Here is an 18,918-nt window from a genome sequence, read left to right on the forward strand (position 1 = left end):
TTTGGCCGTTTGGCCGGGCGCGGTGCCTGGCAGCACCGCGCGGCAGCGCTTGAGATCAGAGGATTTTCTGACCTGTTTTGGCCCAGTCGGCCAAGAATGTTTCCAGGCCTTTGTCGGTCAGTGGATGGTCGGCCAGTTTCTTGATGACACCCGGAGGAGCGGTAATCACGTCGGCCCCGATGCGCGCGCTATCGGTCACGTGGTTCACGGTACGGATCGAGGCGGCCAGGATTTCGGTTTCAAACCCGTAGTTGTCATAGACCTGACGGATATCTGCGATTAGGTCCATGCCATCGAGGTTGATATCGTCAAGGCGTCCGATGAAAGGCGAGATGAAGGTCGCGCCCGCCTTGGCGGCCAGAATCGCTTGGTTGGTCGAGAAGCACAGGGTCACGTTGACCATCTGGCCTTCGTCGGTCAGCGTTTTACAGGTTTTCAAACCCGCCCATGTCAGCGGTACTTTGACAGCAATGTTCGATGCAATCTTTGCCAACTTGCGGCCTTCGGCGATCATGTCCTCGGCCTCGGTGGCGACGACTTCGGCGGATACGGGGCCGTCGACCAGATCACAGATTTCTTTCGTGACTTCGAGGATGTCGCGGCCTGATTTCAAGATCAGCGAGGGGTTGGTGGTTACGCCGTCCACCATGCCTAGATCGTTCAGTTCGGCGATGGCGTCGATCTCGGCGGTGTCTACGAAGAATTTCATGAGGGCAGTCCTTTGATGGGTTGGCCTTGGTCGCGGATGGCTTTACCTCAAAGAGACCCATGCTGGAACCCCCCGCGAAGGATATGCCGTGAGCGCTAACGGATTTTTCGACGAAGGAGAGCTGGTTGCGGTGCTGACCACGCAACCGCTGGACCGGACGTTAGACTATAAAGCGCCCGAAGGCGGGTGCTTTCTTGGGGCGTTTGTCGAAGTGCCTTTGGGGCCGCGTAAAGTCTTGGGTGTGGTCTGGGGGCAGGGGCAGGGCGGTTTTGACCTGGCCAAGGCGCGGTCGGTGATCCGGGTGCTTGAAGTCGCGCCGATGCGCGAGGAGATGCGTGTGTTTCTGGGGCGCGTAGCGGATTACACTCTGACGCCGATGCCTGCGGTGCTGCGTCTGGCAACGCGCGCGCCGGGATTGGGTGATCCGCAGTCAATGCGCAAGGTTTATCGGCTAGGAGGCGCGGAACCGGATCGGATGACAGACGCCCGGACACGGGTGCTAGAGGTTCTGCGGGATTACGGTGGGCTGGCGTTCACACTGAAGGAATTGGCCGAGCAGGCGGGTGTTACGTCTTCCGTGGTCAAAGGACTGGTCAAACAAGGCGCTGTGCGGGAAGAGGACAGCCCGCGAGATCTGCCCTATCCCCATCTGGACCCTGATCTGCCGGGGAAAGACCTGACCGAGGATCAGGCAAAAGCCGTTGCGCGGCTTCAAGCCGGGCAGCGCACGGGTGACTATGGGACCACGCTGCTGAAGGGCGTGACGGGGTCGGGCAAAACCGAGGTTTATCTGGAAGCCGTGGCCGAGGCGCTGCGCAAGGGGCGGCAGGCTCTGGTTCTGCTACCCGAGATTGCGCTGACGGCTGAATTTCTGACCCGTGTCGAGGCGCGTTTTGGTGCGCGTCCGGCGGAATGGCATTCGGGCGCAACAATGACAGAACGACGTCGGGTCTGGCGGATGGTTGGGCAGGGGGATGCTCAGCTGGTTGTGGGCGCTCGGTCGGCGCTGTTCCTGCCGTTTCGCGATCTGGGGCTGGTTGTGGTCGATGAAGAGCACGACACGTCGTACAAACAGGAAGATGGCGTGCATTACAGCGCGCGCGATATGGCGGTGCTGCGGGCTTCGATCTGCGGGGCGCGTGTGGTTCTGGCCAGTGCGACGCCGTCGCTGGAAAGCTGGGCGAATGCCAAGGCTGGGAAGTATGAGCGTCTCGACCTGACCGCACGCTTCGGGGCGGCGGTCCTGCCCGAGATGAAGCCCATCGACATGCGGGCCGAACAGATGCAGGCGGGGACTTGGATTTCCCCTTCGCTGCGGCAGGCGGTAGGGCAGCGGATTGAGCGGGGCGAACAGTCGCTGCTGTTCATCAACCGCCGTGGCTATGCCCCAGTGACGCTGTGCCGGGCTTGTGGCGAGCAAATTGCCTGTGACCATTGCGATGCGCGGATGGTGGAGCACCGGTTCCTCAAACGCCTGATGTGCCACCAATGTGGTGAGACCAAGCCGATGCCCGAGACCTGCCCCTCCTGCGGGGTTGAGGGCAAGCTTGCACCGGTCGGGCCGGGGATTGAAAGGCTGGCCGAAGAGGCCGAGGCAACGTTCCCTGAGGCCAAGATCGCTACGCTCAGCTCTGACCTGTTTGGTTCGGCTCGGGCCTTGAAGGCCAAGATCGAAGAGATTGCCGAGGGCGATGCGGATATCATTATCGGGACGCAACTGGTGGCGAAGGGGCATAACTTTCCCAAGCTGACACTGGTGGGAGTGATCGATGCGGACCTCAGCCTGCACGGGGCCGACCTGCGCGCGGCGGAACGAACCTTTCAATTGATGCGGCAGGTTGCGGGCCGGGCAGGCCGTGCGGATAAACCGGGGCAGGCGTTGCTGCAAACCTTCCAGCCTGAGCATCCTGTGATCCGGGCGATTCTATCGGGCGATGAAGAAGGGTTCTGGACGGCTGAAGCCGCTGGGCGTCAGGCCGCTGGGGTGCCGCCTTACGGCCGTATGGCCGGGATTGTCCTGTCGGGCTCCGAAGTTGGGCCGGTCTTCGATATCGGCAATGCCATGGCGCGCAACGATGCACCGTTGCGCGACGTCGGGGCGGAGGTCTTTGGCCCGGCTCCGGCCCCCATCGCGCGCATACGTGGCCGTCACCGCGTCCGGCTTTTGATCAAAGCCCCGAAAGGCGCGCCTATTCAGGACGCCATCGCCCGCTGGATTGCCCCATTGAAGTTGAAAGGCGATGTCCGCCTGGCCGTGGATATCGACCCGCAAAGCTTCTACTGACCCCTGCATCAGTGCAGAGCCACTGTGCGCCAGCCGCTTTCCACTCGCCAAAAGGTACAAATGGGCGTAAGGCAACCTCATGCTGAAACCCATGCCCTTGTCTGAGGCGCAGAGTCTTCCGTTCTGGCGCCGTCCTATGACACTCTTGTTCGTGATGGCGTTGACCATGCCGATTGCGTTCAACGCGTGGAGTGCGTTGCTGAACAATTTTGTCATTGAGGCTGCGAACTTTGACGGGGCGGATATCGGTCTGCTGCACACAGTGCGCGAAATTCCGGGGTTTCTGGCCGTCGGTGTTATCGCGGTGATCATCTTCATCCGCGAGCAGGTTCTGGCGATGATCTCGTTGATGATGCTGGGCGCTGCAACTGCGGTGACCGCGTGGTTTCCAAGCCTTGGCGGTCTGTTGTTTGTCACTCTGTTCAGCTCAATCGGGTTTCACTACTACGAGACGGTGAATCAGTCGTTGCAACTGCAGTGGTTGCCCAAGGATCGTGCGCCACAGATTTTGGGCTGGCTGGTTGCGATGGGTTCGGCTGCGACGGCTGTGGTCTATGGCCTGATCGTGCTGACATGGGATCGGTTCGATCTGTCTTACAACTTCGTCTTCATGGCTGCTGGCGGCGTAACCGTTCTGCTTGCGCTGTTTTGTCTGATCGCGTTTCCGCAGTTCGATTCGCCGACACCCCAGACCAAAAAGATCGTACTGCGCAGACGTTACTGGTTGTATTACGCCCTGCAATTCATGGCGGGCGCGCGGCGTCAGATTTTCATCGTTTTTGCGGGCTTCATGATGGTTGAGAAGTTCGGGTTTGAGGTGCACGAGCTGACCAGCCTCTACCTCATCAACCTGATGATCAACATGGCCGCAGCGCCGATGTTGGGCAAAGCAGTTGCCAGATTCGGGGAGCGCCGCACACTGATCTTTGAGTATTCCGGCCTTGCAATCGTATTCGCAGCCTACGGTGGTATCTATTGGTTCGGTTGGGGCGTTTTGCTGGCGGCAATATTATATGTGATCGATCATGTTCTGTTTGCGCTGGCACTGGCACTGAAAACATACTTCCAAAAGATCGCCGATCCGGCAGATATTGCGCCTACTGCGGCTGTTGCCTTTACCATTAACCATATCGCGGCAGTGTTCCTGCCTGCGCTTTTGGGCCTGCTTTGGGTCATTTCACCGGGCGCCGTATTTGGTCTTGCCGCTGCGATGGCGATGGTGTCGCTGGGTTTGTCTCTTCTGATCCCACGGCGTCCGGAGGCCGGGAACGAGACAATCCTGTCGAAATACGCCCCTGCACCCGCCGAGTAGTCACCAGCGCTTGACCTCGGCGCCGCGCCGCCCTACGCGCAGGGGCAGCTTGGACAGGAGGCCCCCAATGCCCACATTCACCGCACTAACCACCTTGACCGGCAAAGTAGCAGCCGAGGGTCTGGGCGAGGCGATGGAACGTCTGAACCCGGAGCCCACCGGTGTGGGGGTGTTTGAGGTCGAGGATGGCTCGGGCCTATGGGAGATCGGCGGGTACTTTACTGAAGCACCAGACGAGACCGCGTTGGCCGTTTTGGCTGCCGCATTTGAGGCCAAGCCATTCGTCGTCTCAGAGCTTCCCGAAACTGACTGGGTTGCACATGTACGTCGCGAACTGGCCCCGGTCGAAGCAGGACGTTTTTTTGTTTATGGCAGCCACGACGCAGACAAGCTGCCCGATGGTCGTATTCCATTGTTGATTGAAGCCGCGATGGCCTTTGGCACGGGGCATCATGGAACGACCTTAGGATGTCTCAAAGCTCTGGACTTTCTTCTGGATGAAGGCTTCGTGGCCACCAAAGTTGCCGACATCGGTTGCGGTACTGCCGTGCTGGCGATGGCCGCGGCTCGGGTTTGGGATGGCGATATCATCGCCAGTGATATTGATGAGGTTGCTGTTGATGTGGCCGAGGCCAATTTGAAGGCAAACGGTATGGCAGGAGCCGTGAAATGCGTCGAAGCTGCGGGATTCGATCATTCCGACCTGAATGAACATGCGCCTTATGACCTGATATTTGCAAACATTCTCAAAGGACCCCTGGTCGCGCTTTCACCAGAGATATCGGCGAATCTGCGGGTAGGCGGACACGCAATCCTATCGGGAATCCTCAATGAACAAGCTGATGACGTGCTCACAGTTTATATCCAAAATGGCTTCAATCAGGTGCGCAGGAGTGAGATTGGTGAGTGGACGACGCTAATCTTAAGCAAACGGGGCGAAAGCTAGGCCATTTGCGGGAGTTTTGTGGATTTTCGCCACGTTTTTGTCGCATTCTTCTTTTACCGTCATTGGACGCAATCGGGGGGCGGTTTTTTGGAGGCTGCCATGACTGGAAAACAACTGGAATTTGATCAACGCGTTACGCGCTTGAACAAAAAGCATCAAAAACTAAGCCGTGGGTATCGTGCGACCATGCGGTCGGATGGACTGGTGGTGATGAAGCCGCAGCGCGTGCGCTCGGCAGTTCCGGCCAAGGTTTTACTCATGTGTGTGGTGGGCTTCTTTGGTTTCAAAGCTTTCCTTCTGTCCCATCTGGGCCCGTCTGCCTACGACACGCGCGTGGATGCCTTGCACCAAGGCACTGCAGTTGAACAAGCTGGTGCATGGATCATGCAAGCCGATCCTGTGACTGCATTCTTCGCCACCCAATTAAACAAGGTAATGTTCTAGCCTAAGTTTGAACGCCCTCCTCAATCAAAAACACCGCGTGTCTTGAGGCACGCGGTGTTTCTGTTCGCCCCACAGGGAGGAAGTAGGGGCTTATTTGGAGCAGTGACAATTTGTTATCGACGGCCCTCGGCGACTTCGTCGATGTCGCCACGGCACAAGCCGATATCAGCCAGTTCACGATCGGTCAGACCGTTCAGCGCGTTGCGTGTTACACGGGCGTCATTCCATTCGACTACGGTGCTTACAACCGATGCGAAAGTCGCGCCGATACGGCCGACGAGGCCGAATGAGCCAGTGGTGGTGCGGGTGGTGTCCAGTGCAGCCATATCCTGTTTCCTTCTGGTTTGTGTTAAACTCTGATCTTGCGATCTGAGCGGCATCTAGTGATCTCAATCTTGCCGCGCAAGCGCTGAAATTGCATGTGTCCTATGCGTTTTTTGCAATGCTCAGTATCTCTGAAAGCCCTTTAAATCATTGGTTAATTTTCCTTCATATCGAGGTCGAAAATGAACCAGTCCGTGTCGCAAATGAACCCGGGAAGACCAGGGGCGACACAAATGTCGTTTTTCACCCTGCGACCATTTTGCTTGGAAAATGTTCACGCTTCGTGCTAATCGATGGAAAAAGATCACGTAAACCCGAGCAGGCCGAAGCAAACATGCGAATTCTGGGCATTGATCCGGGTCTAAGGACCCTGGGATGGGGCGTCATCGAATCAACGGGCAGCCGCCTGAGCCACGTCGCCAATGGCTTGTGTAAATCCGATGGTGATGATTTGGGAGAACGGCTTTTGTCGCTCCACAACCAGATAGTCGAGGTTATCGCTGAACACCGGCCAGATCAGGCGGCCATCGAACAGACCTTTGTCAACAAAGACGGAGCAGGAACCCTGAAGTTGGGGCAGGCGCGGGGTGTTGCGCTATTGACCCTGGCACAAGCCGGTCTGCCGGTGGGTGAATACGCCCCCAACCGGGTCAAGAAAACTGTGGTGGGTGTCGGCCACGCCGAGAAAGAACAGGTGTTGCACATGGTTAAATTGCAACTGCCGGGTTGTTCGCCCAAAGGGGCGGATGCAGCGGACGCTTTGGCGATTGCGATTTGTCATTCCTACTATGGCTCCGCTCCGCAGGCTCGGTTGAAAGAGGTGCGTGCATGATCGGCAAACTCACCGGACGACTGGACTATCGCGCTGCTGATCACGTTCTGATCGACGTACGCGGGGTCGGGTACATCGTCTATTGCTCAGACCGGACCATGGCGGCTTTACCCGGTGTGGGTGAAGGTATTTCGATCTACACCGACTTGGTCGTACGCGAAGACCTGATGCAGCTTTACGGCTTTCTGTCCTTGGTTGAGAAGGAATGGCACCGTCTGCTGTGCTCGGTTCAGGGCGTGGGCGCGAAGGTCTCGTTGTCGATCCTCAGTGCGCTGGGAACGGATGGTGTCAGCCGTGCGATCGCCTTGGGCGATTGGGGTGCGGTCAAGGCAGCCAAGGGTGTCGGACCGAAGACGGCACAACGGATCGTGTTGGACCTGAAGGACAAAGCCCCAGGCGTGATGGCTATGGGTGGCACTGTAACCGAAGCAATTGAGGGTCCCGCTCTGGAAGTCATCGACGCGGGTGAGCCTGCGCCCGTGCCCAAACGAGCGGTAAAACCGGCCTCAGGCGCTGCTGCTGCTTCTGCGGGCGCGCTTTCGGCGCTGGGCAATCTTGGCTATGGCCCATCCGAGGCGGCTTCTGCTGTCGCTGAGGCAGCGGCCAATATGCCCGATGCGGGTGAAGCCGATCTGATCCGCGCCGCGCTGAAACTGCTGGCTCCGAAAGGGTAAGTTAATGGTAGACGCCGATCCCGCCTTGCGCCCCGAGCCGATGCCGGAAGACAATGATCGCGCCCTGCGCCCTCAGGGCCTTGATGAATTTATCGGTCAGGCCGAGGCACGCGCGAACCTACGCATCTTTATCCAGTCGGCCCGCCAGCGGGGTGAGGCGATGGACCATACACTGTTCCATGGCCCCCCGGGATTGGGGAAGACCACGCTGGCGCAGATCATGGCTCGTGAGTTGGGAGTGAATTTCCGCATGACCTCGGGGCCGGTTCTAGCCAAGGCGGGGGATCTGGCGGCGATCCTGACCAATCTGGAATCAAGAGATGTGTTATTCATCGACGAGATTCATCGTCTGAACCCGGCAGTTGAAGAGGTGCTTTATCCAGCGATGGAGGATTTCGAACTCGATCTGGTGATCGGTGAAGGCCCGGCGGCGCGGACGGTGCGAATTGAGTTGCAGCCTTTCACGCTGGTCGGGGCGACCACACGCATGGGGCTATTGACGACCCCACTGCGGGATCGCTTTGGTATTCCAACCCGGCTGCAGTTTTACACGGTCGACGAGCTGCATGAGATTGTCACACGGAATGCGCGGAAGCTGGGAGCACCTGCCGACGATGAAGGCGCGCGCGAAATTGCGCGACGGTCGCGCGGCACACCGCGGATCGCCGGTCGTTTGCTGCGGCGGGTCGTGGATTTTGCCATTGTCGAAGGTGATGGTCGGATTACCCGCGAATTGGCGGATGGGGCGTTGACCCGACTGGGTGTCGACAATTTGGGTCTGGACGGAGCCGACCGCCGGTATCTGAAGCTGATTGCCGAGAACTATGCTGGTGGTCCGGTTGGGATCGAGACGCTATCGGCGGCGTTGTCGGAAAGCCGGGACTCGCTGGAAGAAGTGATCGAGCCCTATCTGTTGCAGCAAGGACTGATCCAACGCACCCCGCGCGGACGGATGCTGGCGCAAAAAGCATGGACGCATTTGGGGATGGCTGCGCCCAAAGGGCAAAGCGATCTGTTTGGTTGAAGCAGTTCGCAAGAGATTTTATGCCTCTCACTGAGAGTATTTTTCAGAAGATGAAGGTTCAAGCGTGACTCCGGAAGAGATCCAAGCGCTGTTCACGCGCGAAAACGGTGAGTTTTTGTTTGCGCGCTGGGGGCGGCCCATCGCGCCAATCGTATTCGGTGTCGAGGATGAGACACTCGCGACCGTCAAAGGCGCGTTTGAAGCGGTCGTCACTCTGGCCGGTCATAAGATGACCGAGACGGACCCTGAGCTGGGTGCCAACTGCATGGTCTTCTTCTTCCGAGATTGGCAGGAGTTGTTGGAAGTTCCTGACCTGGATCGCCTGATCCCGGATTTGGCTCCATTGGTCGAGCGGTTGGTTGCCGCTGATGCCAATCAGTATCGCATTTTCCGGTTCGAAGACGATGGCGCAATTCGCGCGGCTTTTGTGTTTCTGCGCATGGACAAGGAGATGTCCAAGGTCCCGGCGGAAACACTGGCGCTCAGCCAGGTGGTGCAGACCATTCTGCTATGGTCCGATACAGCATTCCGTAGCGCCTCACCTTTGGCCATCGCAGGTGACGCAACGATCTTACGGCCTGATATTGCCGCCTTGATCCGCGCCGCCTACGATCCGGTTTTACCCGGGGCAGCGCAGGATTCCTCTCACGCGTTGCGTCTGTTTGCCCGATTGGAGCAACCGCAATGAAACACGTTTACCCGGTTCGCGTGTATTACGAAGACACCGACATGGGCGGGGTAGTCTATCACGCGAATTACCTGAAGTTCATCGAACGCGCCCGGTCCGACTGGGTGCGCAAGCTGGGCAACGATCAGAACGCGATGCGGGATGCGGGTATTGTCTGGGTCGTGCGGCGGATCGAGGCAGATTATCTGGCTGCTGCGCGCTTCGAAGATGAATTGGTGGTGGAAACCGAGATGGTCTCACTATCGGGTGCGCGGCTGACGATGTCGCAATTGGTTAGGCGTGGTGAAACCGAGATCTTTCGTGCCGCGGTCACCGCGGTTTGCATGAATGCGCAGGGTAAGCCTGTGCGTCTTCCGGCAGAGATTCGCGCATTGATGTAACATTTTTACCCTCAAGGGTGGTTCTGTTGGCTTTTCATATCCATCTGCGTTAGCGTTTGGCAAAACAAGGCCAAATGGCCATCAGGCAAAACAAAGAGCAGGTTCATGGAAGCTGAAACGCTGGCGCTGGCGCAGGAGATCGATTTCTCCATGTGGGGGCTGTTTGCCCGTGCGACATTTGTCGTCAAAATCGTGATGCTGATCCTTTTGATCGCATCCTTTTGGTCTTGGGCGATCATCATTCAAAAGCTGATCAATTACCGGGCGGCGCGTCGTGAGGCTCAGGTGTTTGACGAAAGCTTTTGGTCAGGGAATCCTCTGGACGAGCTGTTCGAGAAGATCGGAACACAGCCAGATGGCAGTTCTGAGAAGATTTTTGCAGCCGGGATGATCGAGTGGCGCCGCTCGCATCGTAACGATGGTGGTTTGATCGCCGGGGCGACCGCGCGGATTGACCGCTCGATGGATGTGGCGATCGCGAAAGAAGCCGAAGGGCTGCAAAAAGGACTGCCCATTCTAGCCACGGTAGGTTCGACTGCACCATTTATCGGCCTGTTCGGCACCGTTTGGGGCATCATGAACGCCTTTATCGAGATTGCCGAACAGCAGAACACCAACCTCGCTGTTGTGGCCCCCGGTATTGCCGAGGCGTTGCTGGCCACAGGCCTTGGTTTGCTTGCTGCCATTCCGGCTGTGATTTTCTACAACAAGCTCAGCGCCGACAGTGATCGGATCGTAGGCGGTTACGAAGCATTCGCCGATGAATTTGCAACGATCCTGTCCAGACAGTTGGATAGCTGACGATGGGTGCGGCGGTTCAGCAATCCTCGGGTGATAACGGACGCCGGCGCGGGCGGCGTCGTGGCCGTGCCCAGCCGATGGCCGAGATCAATGTGACGCCATTTGTAGATGTCATGCTGGTGTTGCTGATTATCTTCATGGTGGCTGCCCCTTTGCTCACCGTTGGTGTGCCCGTTGATCTGCCAAAGACGGCCGCAAGCGCCTTACCCGGTGACAACGAAGAACCATTGACTGTCACTCTGACGGCAGACGGCCGAGTACAGATCCAGACAACAGATGTGCTGCGCGAAGAGCTGATCGGCAAGTTGCGCGCCATTGCGGCTGAGCGCAGCAGTGATCGAGTGTTCCTGCGTGCTGACGGTGCTATCCCATATGCGCAGGTAATGCAGGTCATGGGTGCGCTGAATGCAGGCGGGTTCTCCAACGTGGGTCTTGTAACCGATACCGGCGGGCCAACGCTGGACGAAGGGTGAGAGTGAGGTCGCGCGGTGGAGACCGGCACCAAGATTTCGGCAATTGCGCATGTCAGCCTGATCAGCTGGGCGCTGTTCGGAGGGACCTTCCGGTCCGAGCCGTTGCCGATGTCAGTGCAGGATGTCACCGTGATATCGTCTGAGCAGTTTGCGGCAATGACCGCCCAGCGGGAGGCACCAGAGGTGCCGACTGACCCGGCTGAATTACAACAACCCACAGAGCCGGACGAGATTGATACGCCGGACCCAGCACCGGAAGAACAGCCAGAGCCGGAACCGGTTGCCCAGCCAGAGCCGGAACCCGAGCCTGAGGTGGAGCCCGAGGAGGTAGAAATACAGCCCGAACCTGAGCTGATCGAACAGCCCCCGACGCTTGAACAGCCCGAGCCCGAGGTGGCGGCGCTTCCGGTTCCTCCGGGTCCCGAGGCGGAACCGAGCCCCGCAGATAAGATCGCACCTGAACAGATTGCACCACCCCCGCCGGAGGCGAAACCGGATGACATTGAGACCCCTCCCGTCTCTTTGGATGAGGGTGCTGAGGTTCAGCAAGAGCAGCAGGACCAGACTGCTCCTGAAGAAGCCGCGCCCGAGATCGTTACCGAGGCGGAAGAGGTCGAGGACCCGGCTCCCCGCACCTCGCCCCGCCCGCGCGTGCGTCCGAACCGACCAGCGCCAACACCCGAGCCTGAGGTTGCCGAAGCACCTGAACCCGCTCCGACAGAACCCGCGCAAAATGATCAGGCAATCAACGACGCGCTTGCTGAGGCGCTGGGGAATGGTACCGAACCTTCGGGTCCTCCACTGACCAGCGGCGAGAAAGATGCGATGAGGGTTGCCGTGTCGCGGTGTTGGAATGTCGGATCTCTGTCGACGGATGCGCTGGAAACTATCGTCGTCGTTGGGTTCTCGCTTACCCGGGACGGTAAAGTGGTCGGTGGCAGCCTGCAGTTGCTGGACAGTACCGGCGGCTCGCCCGCTTCGGCAAAACAAGCCTACGAGGCAGCGCGGCGCGCGATTTTACGCTGTGGCGCCAAAGGATACGACCTGCCTGCTGACAAATACGATCAATGGCAGGATATTGAGATTACCTTCAATCCCGAGAGGATGCGGATCAAATGATGAAACTTCTGACCAGCCTCTTCGTTGGCCTGACCCTTCTTTCGACCTCGGCCTATGCCCAGAGTGGCCCGCTGCGCTTGGAAATCGATGAAGGGATCATCGAGCCGATGCCATTTGCGGTGCCGAGTTTTGTACCGGATGGGCCTTCTGCGGCACAATACGCTCAGGATATATCGCGCGTGATCGTGTCGGACCTGACGGGAACGGGCCTGTTTCGCGAAATTTCATCGGATGCGTTCATCAGCCGGGTCAGCAGTTTTGATGCTCCGGTGCAGTTTGCCGACTGGAAAGCAATCAACGCGCAGGCATTGGTGACAGGCGCGGTCAATGTTTCGGGCAAACGGCTGACGGTTCGGTTCCGGGTGTGGGACGTATTCTCGGGTCAGGAACTGGGCAATGGGTTGCAGTTTGCCGGCACCACCGACGGCTGGCGTCGGATGGCGCATAAGGTGGCCGATCAGGTATATACCCGGATCACCGGTGAGGGTGCTTATTTTGATAGCCGGGTTGCGTTCGTATCGGAAAGTGGCCCGAAGGATCAGCGGCGCAAGCGGTTGGCGATCATGGATTATGACGGCGCGAATGTGCAGTACCTGACTGACAGCGCCGCCATCGTGCTGGCGCCGCGCTTTTCGCCGACCGGTGACCGGCTGCTGTACACCAGCTATGAAACCGGTCAGCCACGCATCTACGTGCTGGATGTCGGTCGCGTGAAACGGCAGGAATTGCCAACGCAGGAAGGCACCATGAGCTTTTCGCCGCGCTTTTCGCCCGATGGTCGCTCGATTGTTTATTCGCTGACGCAGGGCGGAAACACGGATCTGTGGAAGATGGATTTGGCCTCGGGTCAAAGTGTGCGGCTGACAAACACACCTGCGATTGAGACCGCACCCAGCTATTCGCCGGATGGTGGCCAGATCGTGTTCGAGAGCGACCGCTCGGGCACTCCGCAGCTTTATATCATGCCCGCCAACGGCGGCGAGGCGACACGGATCAGTTTCGGACAGGGGCGCTATGGCACGCCGGTCTGGTCTCCGCGTAGTGACCTGATTGCCTTTACCAAGCAGAATAAGGGCCGCTTTCACATCGGCGTTATGCGCACCGACGGCAGTGAAGAGCGTCTTCTGACCGCTTCTTTCCTAGACGAAGGTCCCACCTGGTCACCGAACGGGCGGGTCATCATGTTCACCCGCGAAACACAAGGCGCGAGCGGTCGATCGACGCTTTACTCCGTGGATATTTCGGGAAGGAACCTGCGCCCTGTGCGAACGCCGGATGGGGGTAGCGACCCGTCTTGGGGACCACTGCAGAATTGATCGGAACAGGCAGCAGGTAAAGTTCACAACAAACCCGCAATGTGATAGAAGCGCGGCAATAAACAACGAAACACGAGGCACTTGAGATGAAACTGTTGAGCAAAGCCGCGGCTATCGGGGTGCTGACCCTGATTGCTGCCTGTACGAATAACGATCCGTCGGCACTGGGCGGAGGTGCCGGTGGCAGCGGTGCTCTGGTTCCGGGGTCTCCCAGTGATCCGCGCTCGCCAGCTTATTTCCAGCAGACAGTCGGCGACCGGGTTCTGTTTGCCGTCGACCAGTCAACGCTCAGTCCGCAGGCGCAGACGGTTCTTCAAGGGCAGGCCGACTGGCTGCTGGCCAACCCGGATTTTGTCGCCAACATCGAAGGCCACGCGGACGAGCAGGGCACGCGCGAATACAACCTTGCGCTTGGCGCTCGTCGCGCAAACGCAGCTCGGGAATATTTGATCTCGCGCGGAGTTGCGGGCAACCGATTGACCACCGTCAGTTATGGCAAGGAACGCCCTATCGAAATTTGCAGCACCGAGGATTGCTATTCCAAAAACCGCCGCGCGGTGACGGTGCTGACCGGCTCAACCTTGGGGTAAGATGATGCGATTTGCAGGATTGGTTCTGGCGGCGGTTGTGGCCGTCGCTGGTGTGGCACAAGCACAGGATCAGCAAACATTGGCGGATATCCGTCAGGAACTGACCGTGCTTCATGTGGAAATCCAGCGTCTCAAGCGCGAGTTTTCGACCACAGGCTCGCCCGCGCCGAACCTGTCCGGCAGTTCCGTTCTGGAACGTGTCGACGCGATCGAGGCCGAGTTGCAGCGTCTGACGCGCCAAACTGAGCAGTTGAACCAACGGGTGCAGAATATCGTCACCGACGGTACGAACCGGATTGGTGATCTGGAGTTCCGTCTGGTTGAGCTTGAAGGCGGAGACCTGAGCACATTGGGCGAAACCTCCACACTGGGCGGTGAGACACAAACGGAAGTTGCGGTAGCTCCTTCACCAACGCCGACGCAACCCTCGGACACGGATCAAGGTGAACTTGCTGTGGGTGAGCAGGCGGATTTTGACGCTGCTTCACAGGCATTGGCGGATGGGGATTTCCAAACCGCAGCCGATCTGTTTGCGCAGTTCGACCTGTCTTATCCCGGTAGCCCGCTGGCGAGTCAGGCTAATTTGCGGCGCGGGCAGGCGCTTAAAGGGGTGGGTGATACTCGGGAAGCTGCACGCGCGTTCTTGGCAAGTTTCACAGGCGATTCCGAAGGCCCCCTGGCCCCCGAGGCTTTGTTTGAGTTGGGCGCAGCGCTTGGACAATTGGGTCAAACAGATCAGGCCTGCATTACACTCGGCGAAGTTGGTGTGCGGTTCCCGACCTCGGCACCAGCGGCTTCGGCCGTGCAGGAAATGGCAACGCTGGGCTGTTCTTGAACATTGACGCCGATACGCTTCGGGCTGAAGTGCGGGCGCGCTTGCCGGACCCGCTACCATGTCGGCTGGGTGTGGCGGTTTCAGGGGGCAGTGATTCGACTGCCCTCATGCGTTTGTTGGCGGACATAGCACAGCAAGAGCAATTGGAACTACATGCGGCAACGGTCGATCATGGACTGCGACCTGAATCAGCCTCGGAAGCTCTGGCTGCCGCGGCACTGGCGCAGCGCTGGGGTATCCCTCATGAAATACTGAAATGGCAAGGTTGGGACAGAGTCGGTAATCTGCAAGATCAGGCGCGGCGTGCGCGATATCGACTGCTTGTCGCCTGGGCCAAGGCAAAGGGGTTGCAGGCAATCGCACTGGGTCATACCGCAGACGATCAGGCCGAAACCGTTCTGATGCGGTTGGCGCGCGCAGCGGGCGTTTCAGGCCTTTCAGCAATGTCCGGGTCGCGCAAAGAAGGGGGGATAGCCCTATTGCGCCCATTACTAACCACGACACGTGAGCGCTTACGAGACTATCTGACTGCGCAAGACATTTCTTGGATTGATGACCCCTCGAATCAGGACCAGCGCTTTGATCGGATCAAGGCGCGTCAGGTCCTATCCGGGTTGGATCAGATCGGCATCACCGCAGAGAACTTGTCAAGGGTTGCTGAAAATATGGCACAAGCGCGTGAGGCTCTGGCACGCTACACGCAGGAATCCGCTGTCAGATGCATCCAGGTGTCGGATGGCGATTTGTGTCTCGACCGCGGTGATTTCGAAACTTTACCCGAGGAAATTCGCCGGCGTTTGGTGATCGCGTCTGTCTTGTGGATTGCTGGCGCTGGCTATCCTCCGCGTCACAACGCGGTGGACCAGGTGATGGATGCGATCTCTTCTGGCCAGACGACGACGCTCGGGGGCTGTATTCTGGTTCCAGAAGGCAAAAAAACTTGGATTTGCAGAGAGCTAAATGCCATCAGGGATCAACGCGCACGACCGCTTGAACCATGGGATCGCCGCTGGATCGTATCTGGTCCAAATCATGCAGATGTTGAAATCCGGGCGCTTGGTGAAGATGGTATTCGGCAGCTTGAAAATTGGCGCTCCACAGGCAAACCCCGTACTGTAGTATTGTCGACACCCGCCGTTTGGGCTGGTGATACGGTTTTGGCGGCACCTTTGGCCAGTTTTGCGAATGAATGGCGCGTCGAATTGCTGCCAGAAAGGTCTGACTTTGCGGCTTTGATTTTATCGCATTGAACCTGCCACAATCCTCTCTATTTTAAGGGGTAACTCCGGCAGGTCGCCACCTGCCGAAACCTTTCGGGAGATTTTCCTTGGGCAACGCTCGCAACATCGCCTTCTGGGTCGTTCTGTTTCTACTGATCCTTGCACTGTTCAACCTGTTCAGCGGACCCAGCGGGTCGCTTCAGGGCAATGAAAAAACCTATTCTGATTTTGTGTCAGCCGTCGAAAGTGGTGAGGTCAACAAAGTCACGCTGGACGGTGAGCAGATTCGCTACTCGACTCAGAACGGCGCCAGTTACACTACGATCAAACCCGCCGACGCCGAGGTTACCAAGCTGCTGATCGACAAAAACATCCCTGTTGAGGCTGTGAAACAGCAGCAGTCAGGGTTCCAGTCGTTCCTGATCACATTGCTGCCCTTCCTGCTGCTGATCGGTGTCTGGGTCTATTTCATGAACCGGATGCAGGGTGGCGGCAAAGGCGGCGCGATGGGCTTCGGCAAATCCAAGGCGAAGATGCTGACCGAAAAGCATGGGCGCGTAACCTTTGACGACGTCGCCGGCATTGATGAGGCCAAGGAAGAACTGGAAGAAATCGTTGAATTCCTGCGCAACCCGCAGAAGTTCAGCCGCTTGGGTGGCAAGATTCCAAAAGGTGCGCTGCTGGTTGGCCCTCCGGGGACCGGTAAAACGCTGTTGGCCCGCGCGATTGCGGGTGAGGCGGGCGTGCCGTTCTTCACCATCTCGGGTTCAGACTTTGTCGAAATGTTCGTGGGTGTCGGTGCGAGTCGTGTGCGCGACATGTTCGAGCAGGCCAAGAAGAATGCGCCTTGCATCGTCTTTATCGACGAGATCGATGCCGTGGGACGCCATCGTGGCGCGGGTTATGGCGGTGGTAACGACGAACGTGAACAGACCCTCAACCAGTTGCTGGTCGAGATGGACGGGTTCGAGGCCAATGAAGGCGTGATCATTCTGGCGGCCACCAACCGTAAGGATGTGCTGGACCCGGCGCTGCTGCGTCCGGGCCGGTTTGACCGCAACGTGACTGTCGGCAACCCAGACATCAAAGGCCGTGAGAAAATTCTGGGCGTGCACGCGCGCAAGACGCCTTTGGGTCCCGATGTCGATCTGCGTATCATCGCGCGCGGTACACCCGGCTTCTCGGGTGCTGATCTGGCGAACCTCGTGAACGAGGCCGCGCTGATGGCCGCTCGCGTGGGTCGCCGCTTTGTCACCATGGAAGATTTCGAGAACGCCAAGGACAAGGTGATGATGGGCGCCGAGCGCCGCTCGATGGTGCTGACCCAGGATCAGAAAGAGAAGACGGCTTATCACGAGGCCGGTCACGCCGTCGTCGGTCTGGAATTGCCGATGTGCGATCCCGTATACAAGGCGACCATTATTCCACGCGGTGGAGCGTTGGGTATGGTTGTGTCCTTACCCGAGATGGATCGGTTGAACTATCACCGGGATGAGTGCGAGCAGAAACTGGCCATGACCATGGCAGGTAAGGCGGCCGAGGTGATCAAATACGGCGAAGATCACGTCTCGAATGGCCCTGCAGGCGACATCATGCAGGCCAGCCAATTGGCGCGGGCTATGGTGATGCGCTGGGGTATGTCGGACAAGGTCGGTAACATTGACTATGCCGAAGCCCACGAAGGCTATTCGGGCAATACTGCCGGATTCTCAGTATCGGCTCATACGAAAGAGCTGATTGAGGAAGAGGTGAAGCGCTTGATCCAGCAAGGTTATGAGCGCGCGCACCAGATTCTGACCGAAAAGAACGAGGAATGGGAACGCCTGGCTCAGGGTTTGCTCGAATACGAGACGCTGACCGGAGATGAGATCAAGCGGGTTATGAATGGAGAATCGCCAAGCGAGAGCGATGACGAAGGCGATAAGCCAGATGAGGGCAACGCGCCAAGCGTCACCGCGATTCCCAAAACCAAGGCTAAGAAGTCTCCACCCGAAGGTGGCATGGAGCCTGAACCCTCAGCTTAACCAGACAGACCCGGGCGTTGCTCGGGTCTTTTTTCTTTCCATCACATCACCCGCATGTTCTCTATGACCCACAAGGCGAGAGGGTGATGTAGGAAATGCCGGTACTGCGGAAAATGGAATACGCTGCCGAGGTTGTCTGGTTGGGTCACGTAGTGGTTGGTGGCGCTATTAGCGCACAGGCGGTCGAAGCGCTTGATCTCGAATTCGAAGGCGACCGGGGTGCACGCCATGAGGGGCATACCCGGGCGTCGTGTTCGCGGGTCAGGGACCTGTACCCGAACGGCACTGAGATAAGGAATGTGCGTCAGCTTTCTGTTCTGTGCGCTGATGAACTGGATGTGATCGCTCGTGATATGCGGCTGGATGGGCTTGATCCCTCTTTGCTGGGTGCAAGTATGGTTCTCAAAGGGATCCCGGATTTTACCCACATACCGCCAAGCTCTCGGCTTCAGGCAGAGGGGGGCTTGACGATCACCGTTGATATGGAAAACCGCCCCTGTGTCCTGCCAGGGCGTGAAATAGAGGCCGTTTCCCCCGGCTATGGTGCATTATTCAAATCTGCGGCACAGGGCCGCAGAGGCGTGACGGCCTGGGTCGAACGGCCAGGCAAAGTGCGAATAGGCGATTGCATGTCATTGTTTGTACCGGATCAACGTCCTTGGTCACCTTGAAAACATAAGACCTCTATAGGTAATGCCCGAAATGGATCGAAGCCGTTTCACGGCTTGATTATGTCGGAATCTGTGTTCACTAAGGCGCTGCACCATCGTAAGGACTGCATAGCGCCGACTCCCGCGCGTCGGCCGTGCACGGAATTCAATCAGGGACCCGACCCAATGAGCTATAAATCCGATATTGAGATTGCCCGTGAGGCAAACAAGAAGCCGATTCAGGAGATCGGTGCCAAGCTGGGCATTTCCAGT

21 protein-coding genes are annotated in these 18,918 nt (G+C 58.2%); 19 read left to right on the plus strand and 2 right to left on the minus strand.

The window, feature by feature from the left end:
• Positions 1-55: 55 nt before the first annotated feature.
• Positions 56-709 carry a fructose-6-phosphate aldolase gene (gene fsa, locus ACR0DU_RS16780; protein WP_480655034.1) on the minus strand — a complete coding sequence of 218 codons (654 nt, stop codon included), beginning with the start codon at positions 707-709 and terminating at the stop codon, positions 56-58.
• A gap of 88 nt (positions 710-797) precedes the next feature.
• On the opposite strand from fsa, the gene ACR0DU_RS16785 reads away from it, so the two are divergent.
• The 4 genes from ACR0DU_RS16785 (at position 798) to ACR0DU_RS16800 (ending at position 5,695) form a co-directional block, all read left to right on the plus strand.
• The gene (locus ACR0DU_RS16785; RefSeq protein ID WP_480876092.1) at positions 798-2,993 is read left to right on the plus strand and encodes a primosomal protein N'; all 2,196 of its coding nucleotides are present in this window, start codon (positions 798-800) and stop codon (positions 2,991-2,993) included.
• 79 nt (positions 2,994-3,072) lie between these two features.
• Complete coding sequence (locus tag ACR0DU_RS16790) at positions 3,073-4,305, plus strand: MFS transporter (protein ID WP_480876093.1); 1,233 nt, start codon at positions 3,073-3,075, stop codon at positions 4,303-4,305.
• A 67-nt stretch (positions 4,306-4,372) separates the two neighbouring features.
• On the plus strand, positions 4,373-5,251 hold the full coding sequence (locus ACR0DU_RS16795; RefSeq protein ID WP_480876095.1) for a 50S ribosomal protein L11 methyltransferase: 879 nt from the start codon (positions 4,373-4,375) through the stop codon (positions 5,249-5,251).
• Between the two features lie 18 nt (positions 5,252-5,269).
• Positions 5,270-5,695, plus strand: a complete 426-nt coding sequence (locus ACR0DU_RS16800) for a hypothetical protein (RefSeq protein ID WP_480422911.1) — start codon at positions 5,270-5,272, stop codon at positions 5,693-5,695.
• A 113-nt stretch (positions 5,696-5,808) separates the two neighbouring features.
• Here ACR0DU_RS16800 and ACR0DU_RS16805 read toward each other — a convergent pair whose 3' ends face one another.
• Entirely contained in the window at positions 5,809-6,021 is a 213-nt protein-coding gene (locus tag ACR0DU_RS16805) for a DUF1127 domain-containing protein (protein WP_170477359.1), read from the minus strand.
• A gap of 332 nt (positions 6,022-6,353) precedes the next feature.
• Between ACR0DU_RS16805 and ruvC the strand changes: the two genes are divergently transcribed.
• The 15 genes from ruvC to ACR0DU_RS16880 all read left to right on the plus strand — a co-directional run.
• Positions 6,354-6,851, plus strand: a complete 498-nt coding sequence (gene ruvC / locus ACR0DU_RS16810; RefSeq protein ID WP_170781487.1) for a crossover junction endodeoxyribonuclease RuvC — start codon at positions 6,354-6,356, stop codon at positions 6,849-6,851.
• Positions 6,848-7,525, plus strand: a complete 678-nt coding sequence (gene ruvA / locus ACR0DU_RS16815; RefSeq protein WP_480876097.1) for a Holliday junction branch migration protein RuvA — start codon at positions 6,848-6,850, stop codon at positions 7,523-7,525. Before ruvC ends, ruvA begins: the two co-directional genes overlap by 4 nt.
• Before the next feature lie 4 nt (positions 7,526-7,529).
• Positions 7,530-8,549 (plus strand): Holliday junction branch migration DNA helicase RuvB, encoded by a 1,020-nt coding sequence (ruvB, locus tag ACR0DU_RS16820; protein WP_170774827.1) that lies wholly within the window; start codon positions 7,530-7,532, stop codon positions 8,547-8,549.
• Between the two features lie 64 nt (positions 8,550-8,613).
• Entirely contained in the window at positions 8,614-9,237 is a 624-nt protein-coding gene (locus tag ACR0DU_RS16825; RefSeq protein ID WP_480876099.1) for a hypothetical protein, read from the plus strand.
• Positions 9,234-9,617 (plus strand): tol-pal system-associated acyl-CoA thioesterase, encoded by a 384-nt coding sequence (ybgC, locus tag ACR0DU_RS16830; protein ID WP_010438150.1) that lies wholly within the window; start codon positions 9,234-9,236, stop codon positions 9,615-9,617. The genes ACR0DU_RS16825 and ybgC overlap by 4 nt, the downstream gene beginning before the upstream one ends.
• A 105-nt stretch (positions 9,618-9,722) precedes the next feature.
• Positions 9,723-10,418 carry a protein TolQ gene (tolQ, locus tag ACR0DU_RS16835; protein WP_170781483.1) on the plus strand — a complete coding sequence of 232 codons (696 nt, stop codon included), beginning with the start codon at positions 9,723-9,725 and terminating at the stop codon, positions 10,416-10,418.
• Positions 10,419-10,420: 2 nt separating this feature from the next.
• Positions 10,421-10,891, plus strand: coding sequence for a protein TolR (gene tolR / locus ACR0DU_RS16840; RefSeq protein ID WP_010438155.1), 471 nt, complete (start codon positions 10,421-10,423; stop codon positions 10,889-10,891).
• 15 nt (positions 10,892-10,906) lie between these two features.
• Positions 10,907-12,010 carry an energy transducer TonB gene (locus tag ACR0DU_RS16845; RefSeq protein ID WP_480876101.1) on the plus strand — a complete coding sequence of 368 codons (1,104 nt, stop codon included), beginning with the start codon at positions 10,907-10,909 and terminating at the stop codon, positions 12,008-12,010.
• Entirely contained in the window at positions 12,007-13,326 is a 1,320-nt protein-coding gene (tolB, locus tag ACR0DU_RS16850; protein ID WP_480876103.1) for a Tol-Pal system beta propeller repeat protein TolB, read from the plus strand. The genes ACR0DU_RS16845 and tolB overlap by 4 nt, the downstream gene beginning before the upstream one ends.
• Before the next feature lie 86 nt (positions 13,327-13,412).
• Positions 13,413-13,916: a peptidoglycan-associated lipoprotein Pal gene (pal, locus tag ACR0DU_RS16855; RefSeq protein ID WP_010438162.1), complete on the plus strand. Its 504-nt coding sequence runs from the start codon at positions 13,413-13,415 to the stop codon at positions 13,914-13,916.
• A 4-nt stretch (positions 13,917-13,920) separates the two neighbouring features.
• Complete coding sequence (ybgF, locus tag ACR0DU_RS16860; RefSeq protein ID WP_170775036.1) at positions 13,921-14,751, plus strand: tol-pal system protein YbgF; 831 nt, start codon at positions 13,921-13,923, stop codon at positions 14,749-14,751.
• A 29-nt stretch (positions 14,752-14,780) separates the two neighbouring features.
• Positions 14,781-16,001 (plus strand): tRNA lysidine(34) synthetase TilS, encoded by a 1,221-nt coding sequence (gene tilS / locus ACR0DU_RS16865; protein WP_480876107.1) that lies wholly within the window; start codon positions 14,781-14,783, stop codon positions 15,999-16,001.
• A 77-nt stretch (positions 16,002-16,078) separates the two neighbouring features.
• A complete protein-coding gene (ftsH, locus tag ACR0DU_RS16870; RefSeq protein WP_010438169.1) occupies positions 16,079-17,995 on the plus strand; it encodes an ATP-dependent zinc metalloprotease FtsH in 1,917 nt (638 codons plus the stop codon).
• Positions 17,996-18,090: 95 nt separating this feature from the next.
• Entirely contained in the window at positions 18,091-18,666 is a 576-nt protein-coding gene (locus ACR0DU_RS16875) for an MOSC domain-containing protein (RefSeq protein ID WP_480456742.1), read from the plus strand.
• Between the two features lie 60 nt (positions 18,667-18,726).
• The coding region (locus ACR0DU_RS16880; RefSeq protein WP_480435051.1) for a hypothetical protein at positions 18,727-18,918 on the plus strand (192 nt) is incomplete at its 3' end.

The sequence above is a fragment of the Ruegeria sp. G2 genome (genome assembly GCF_056533505.1).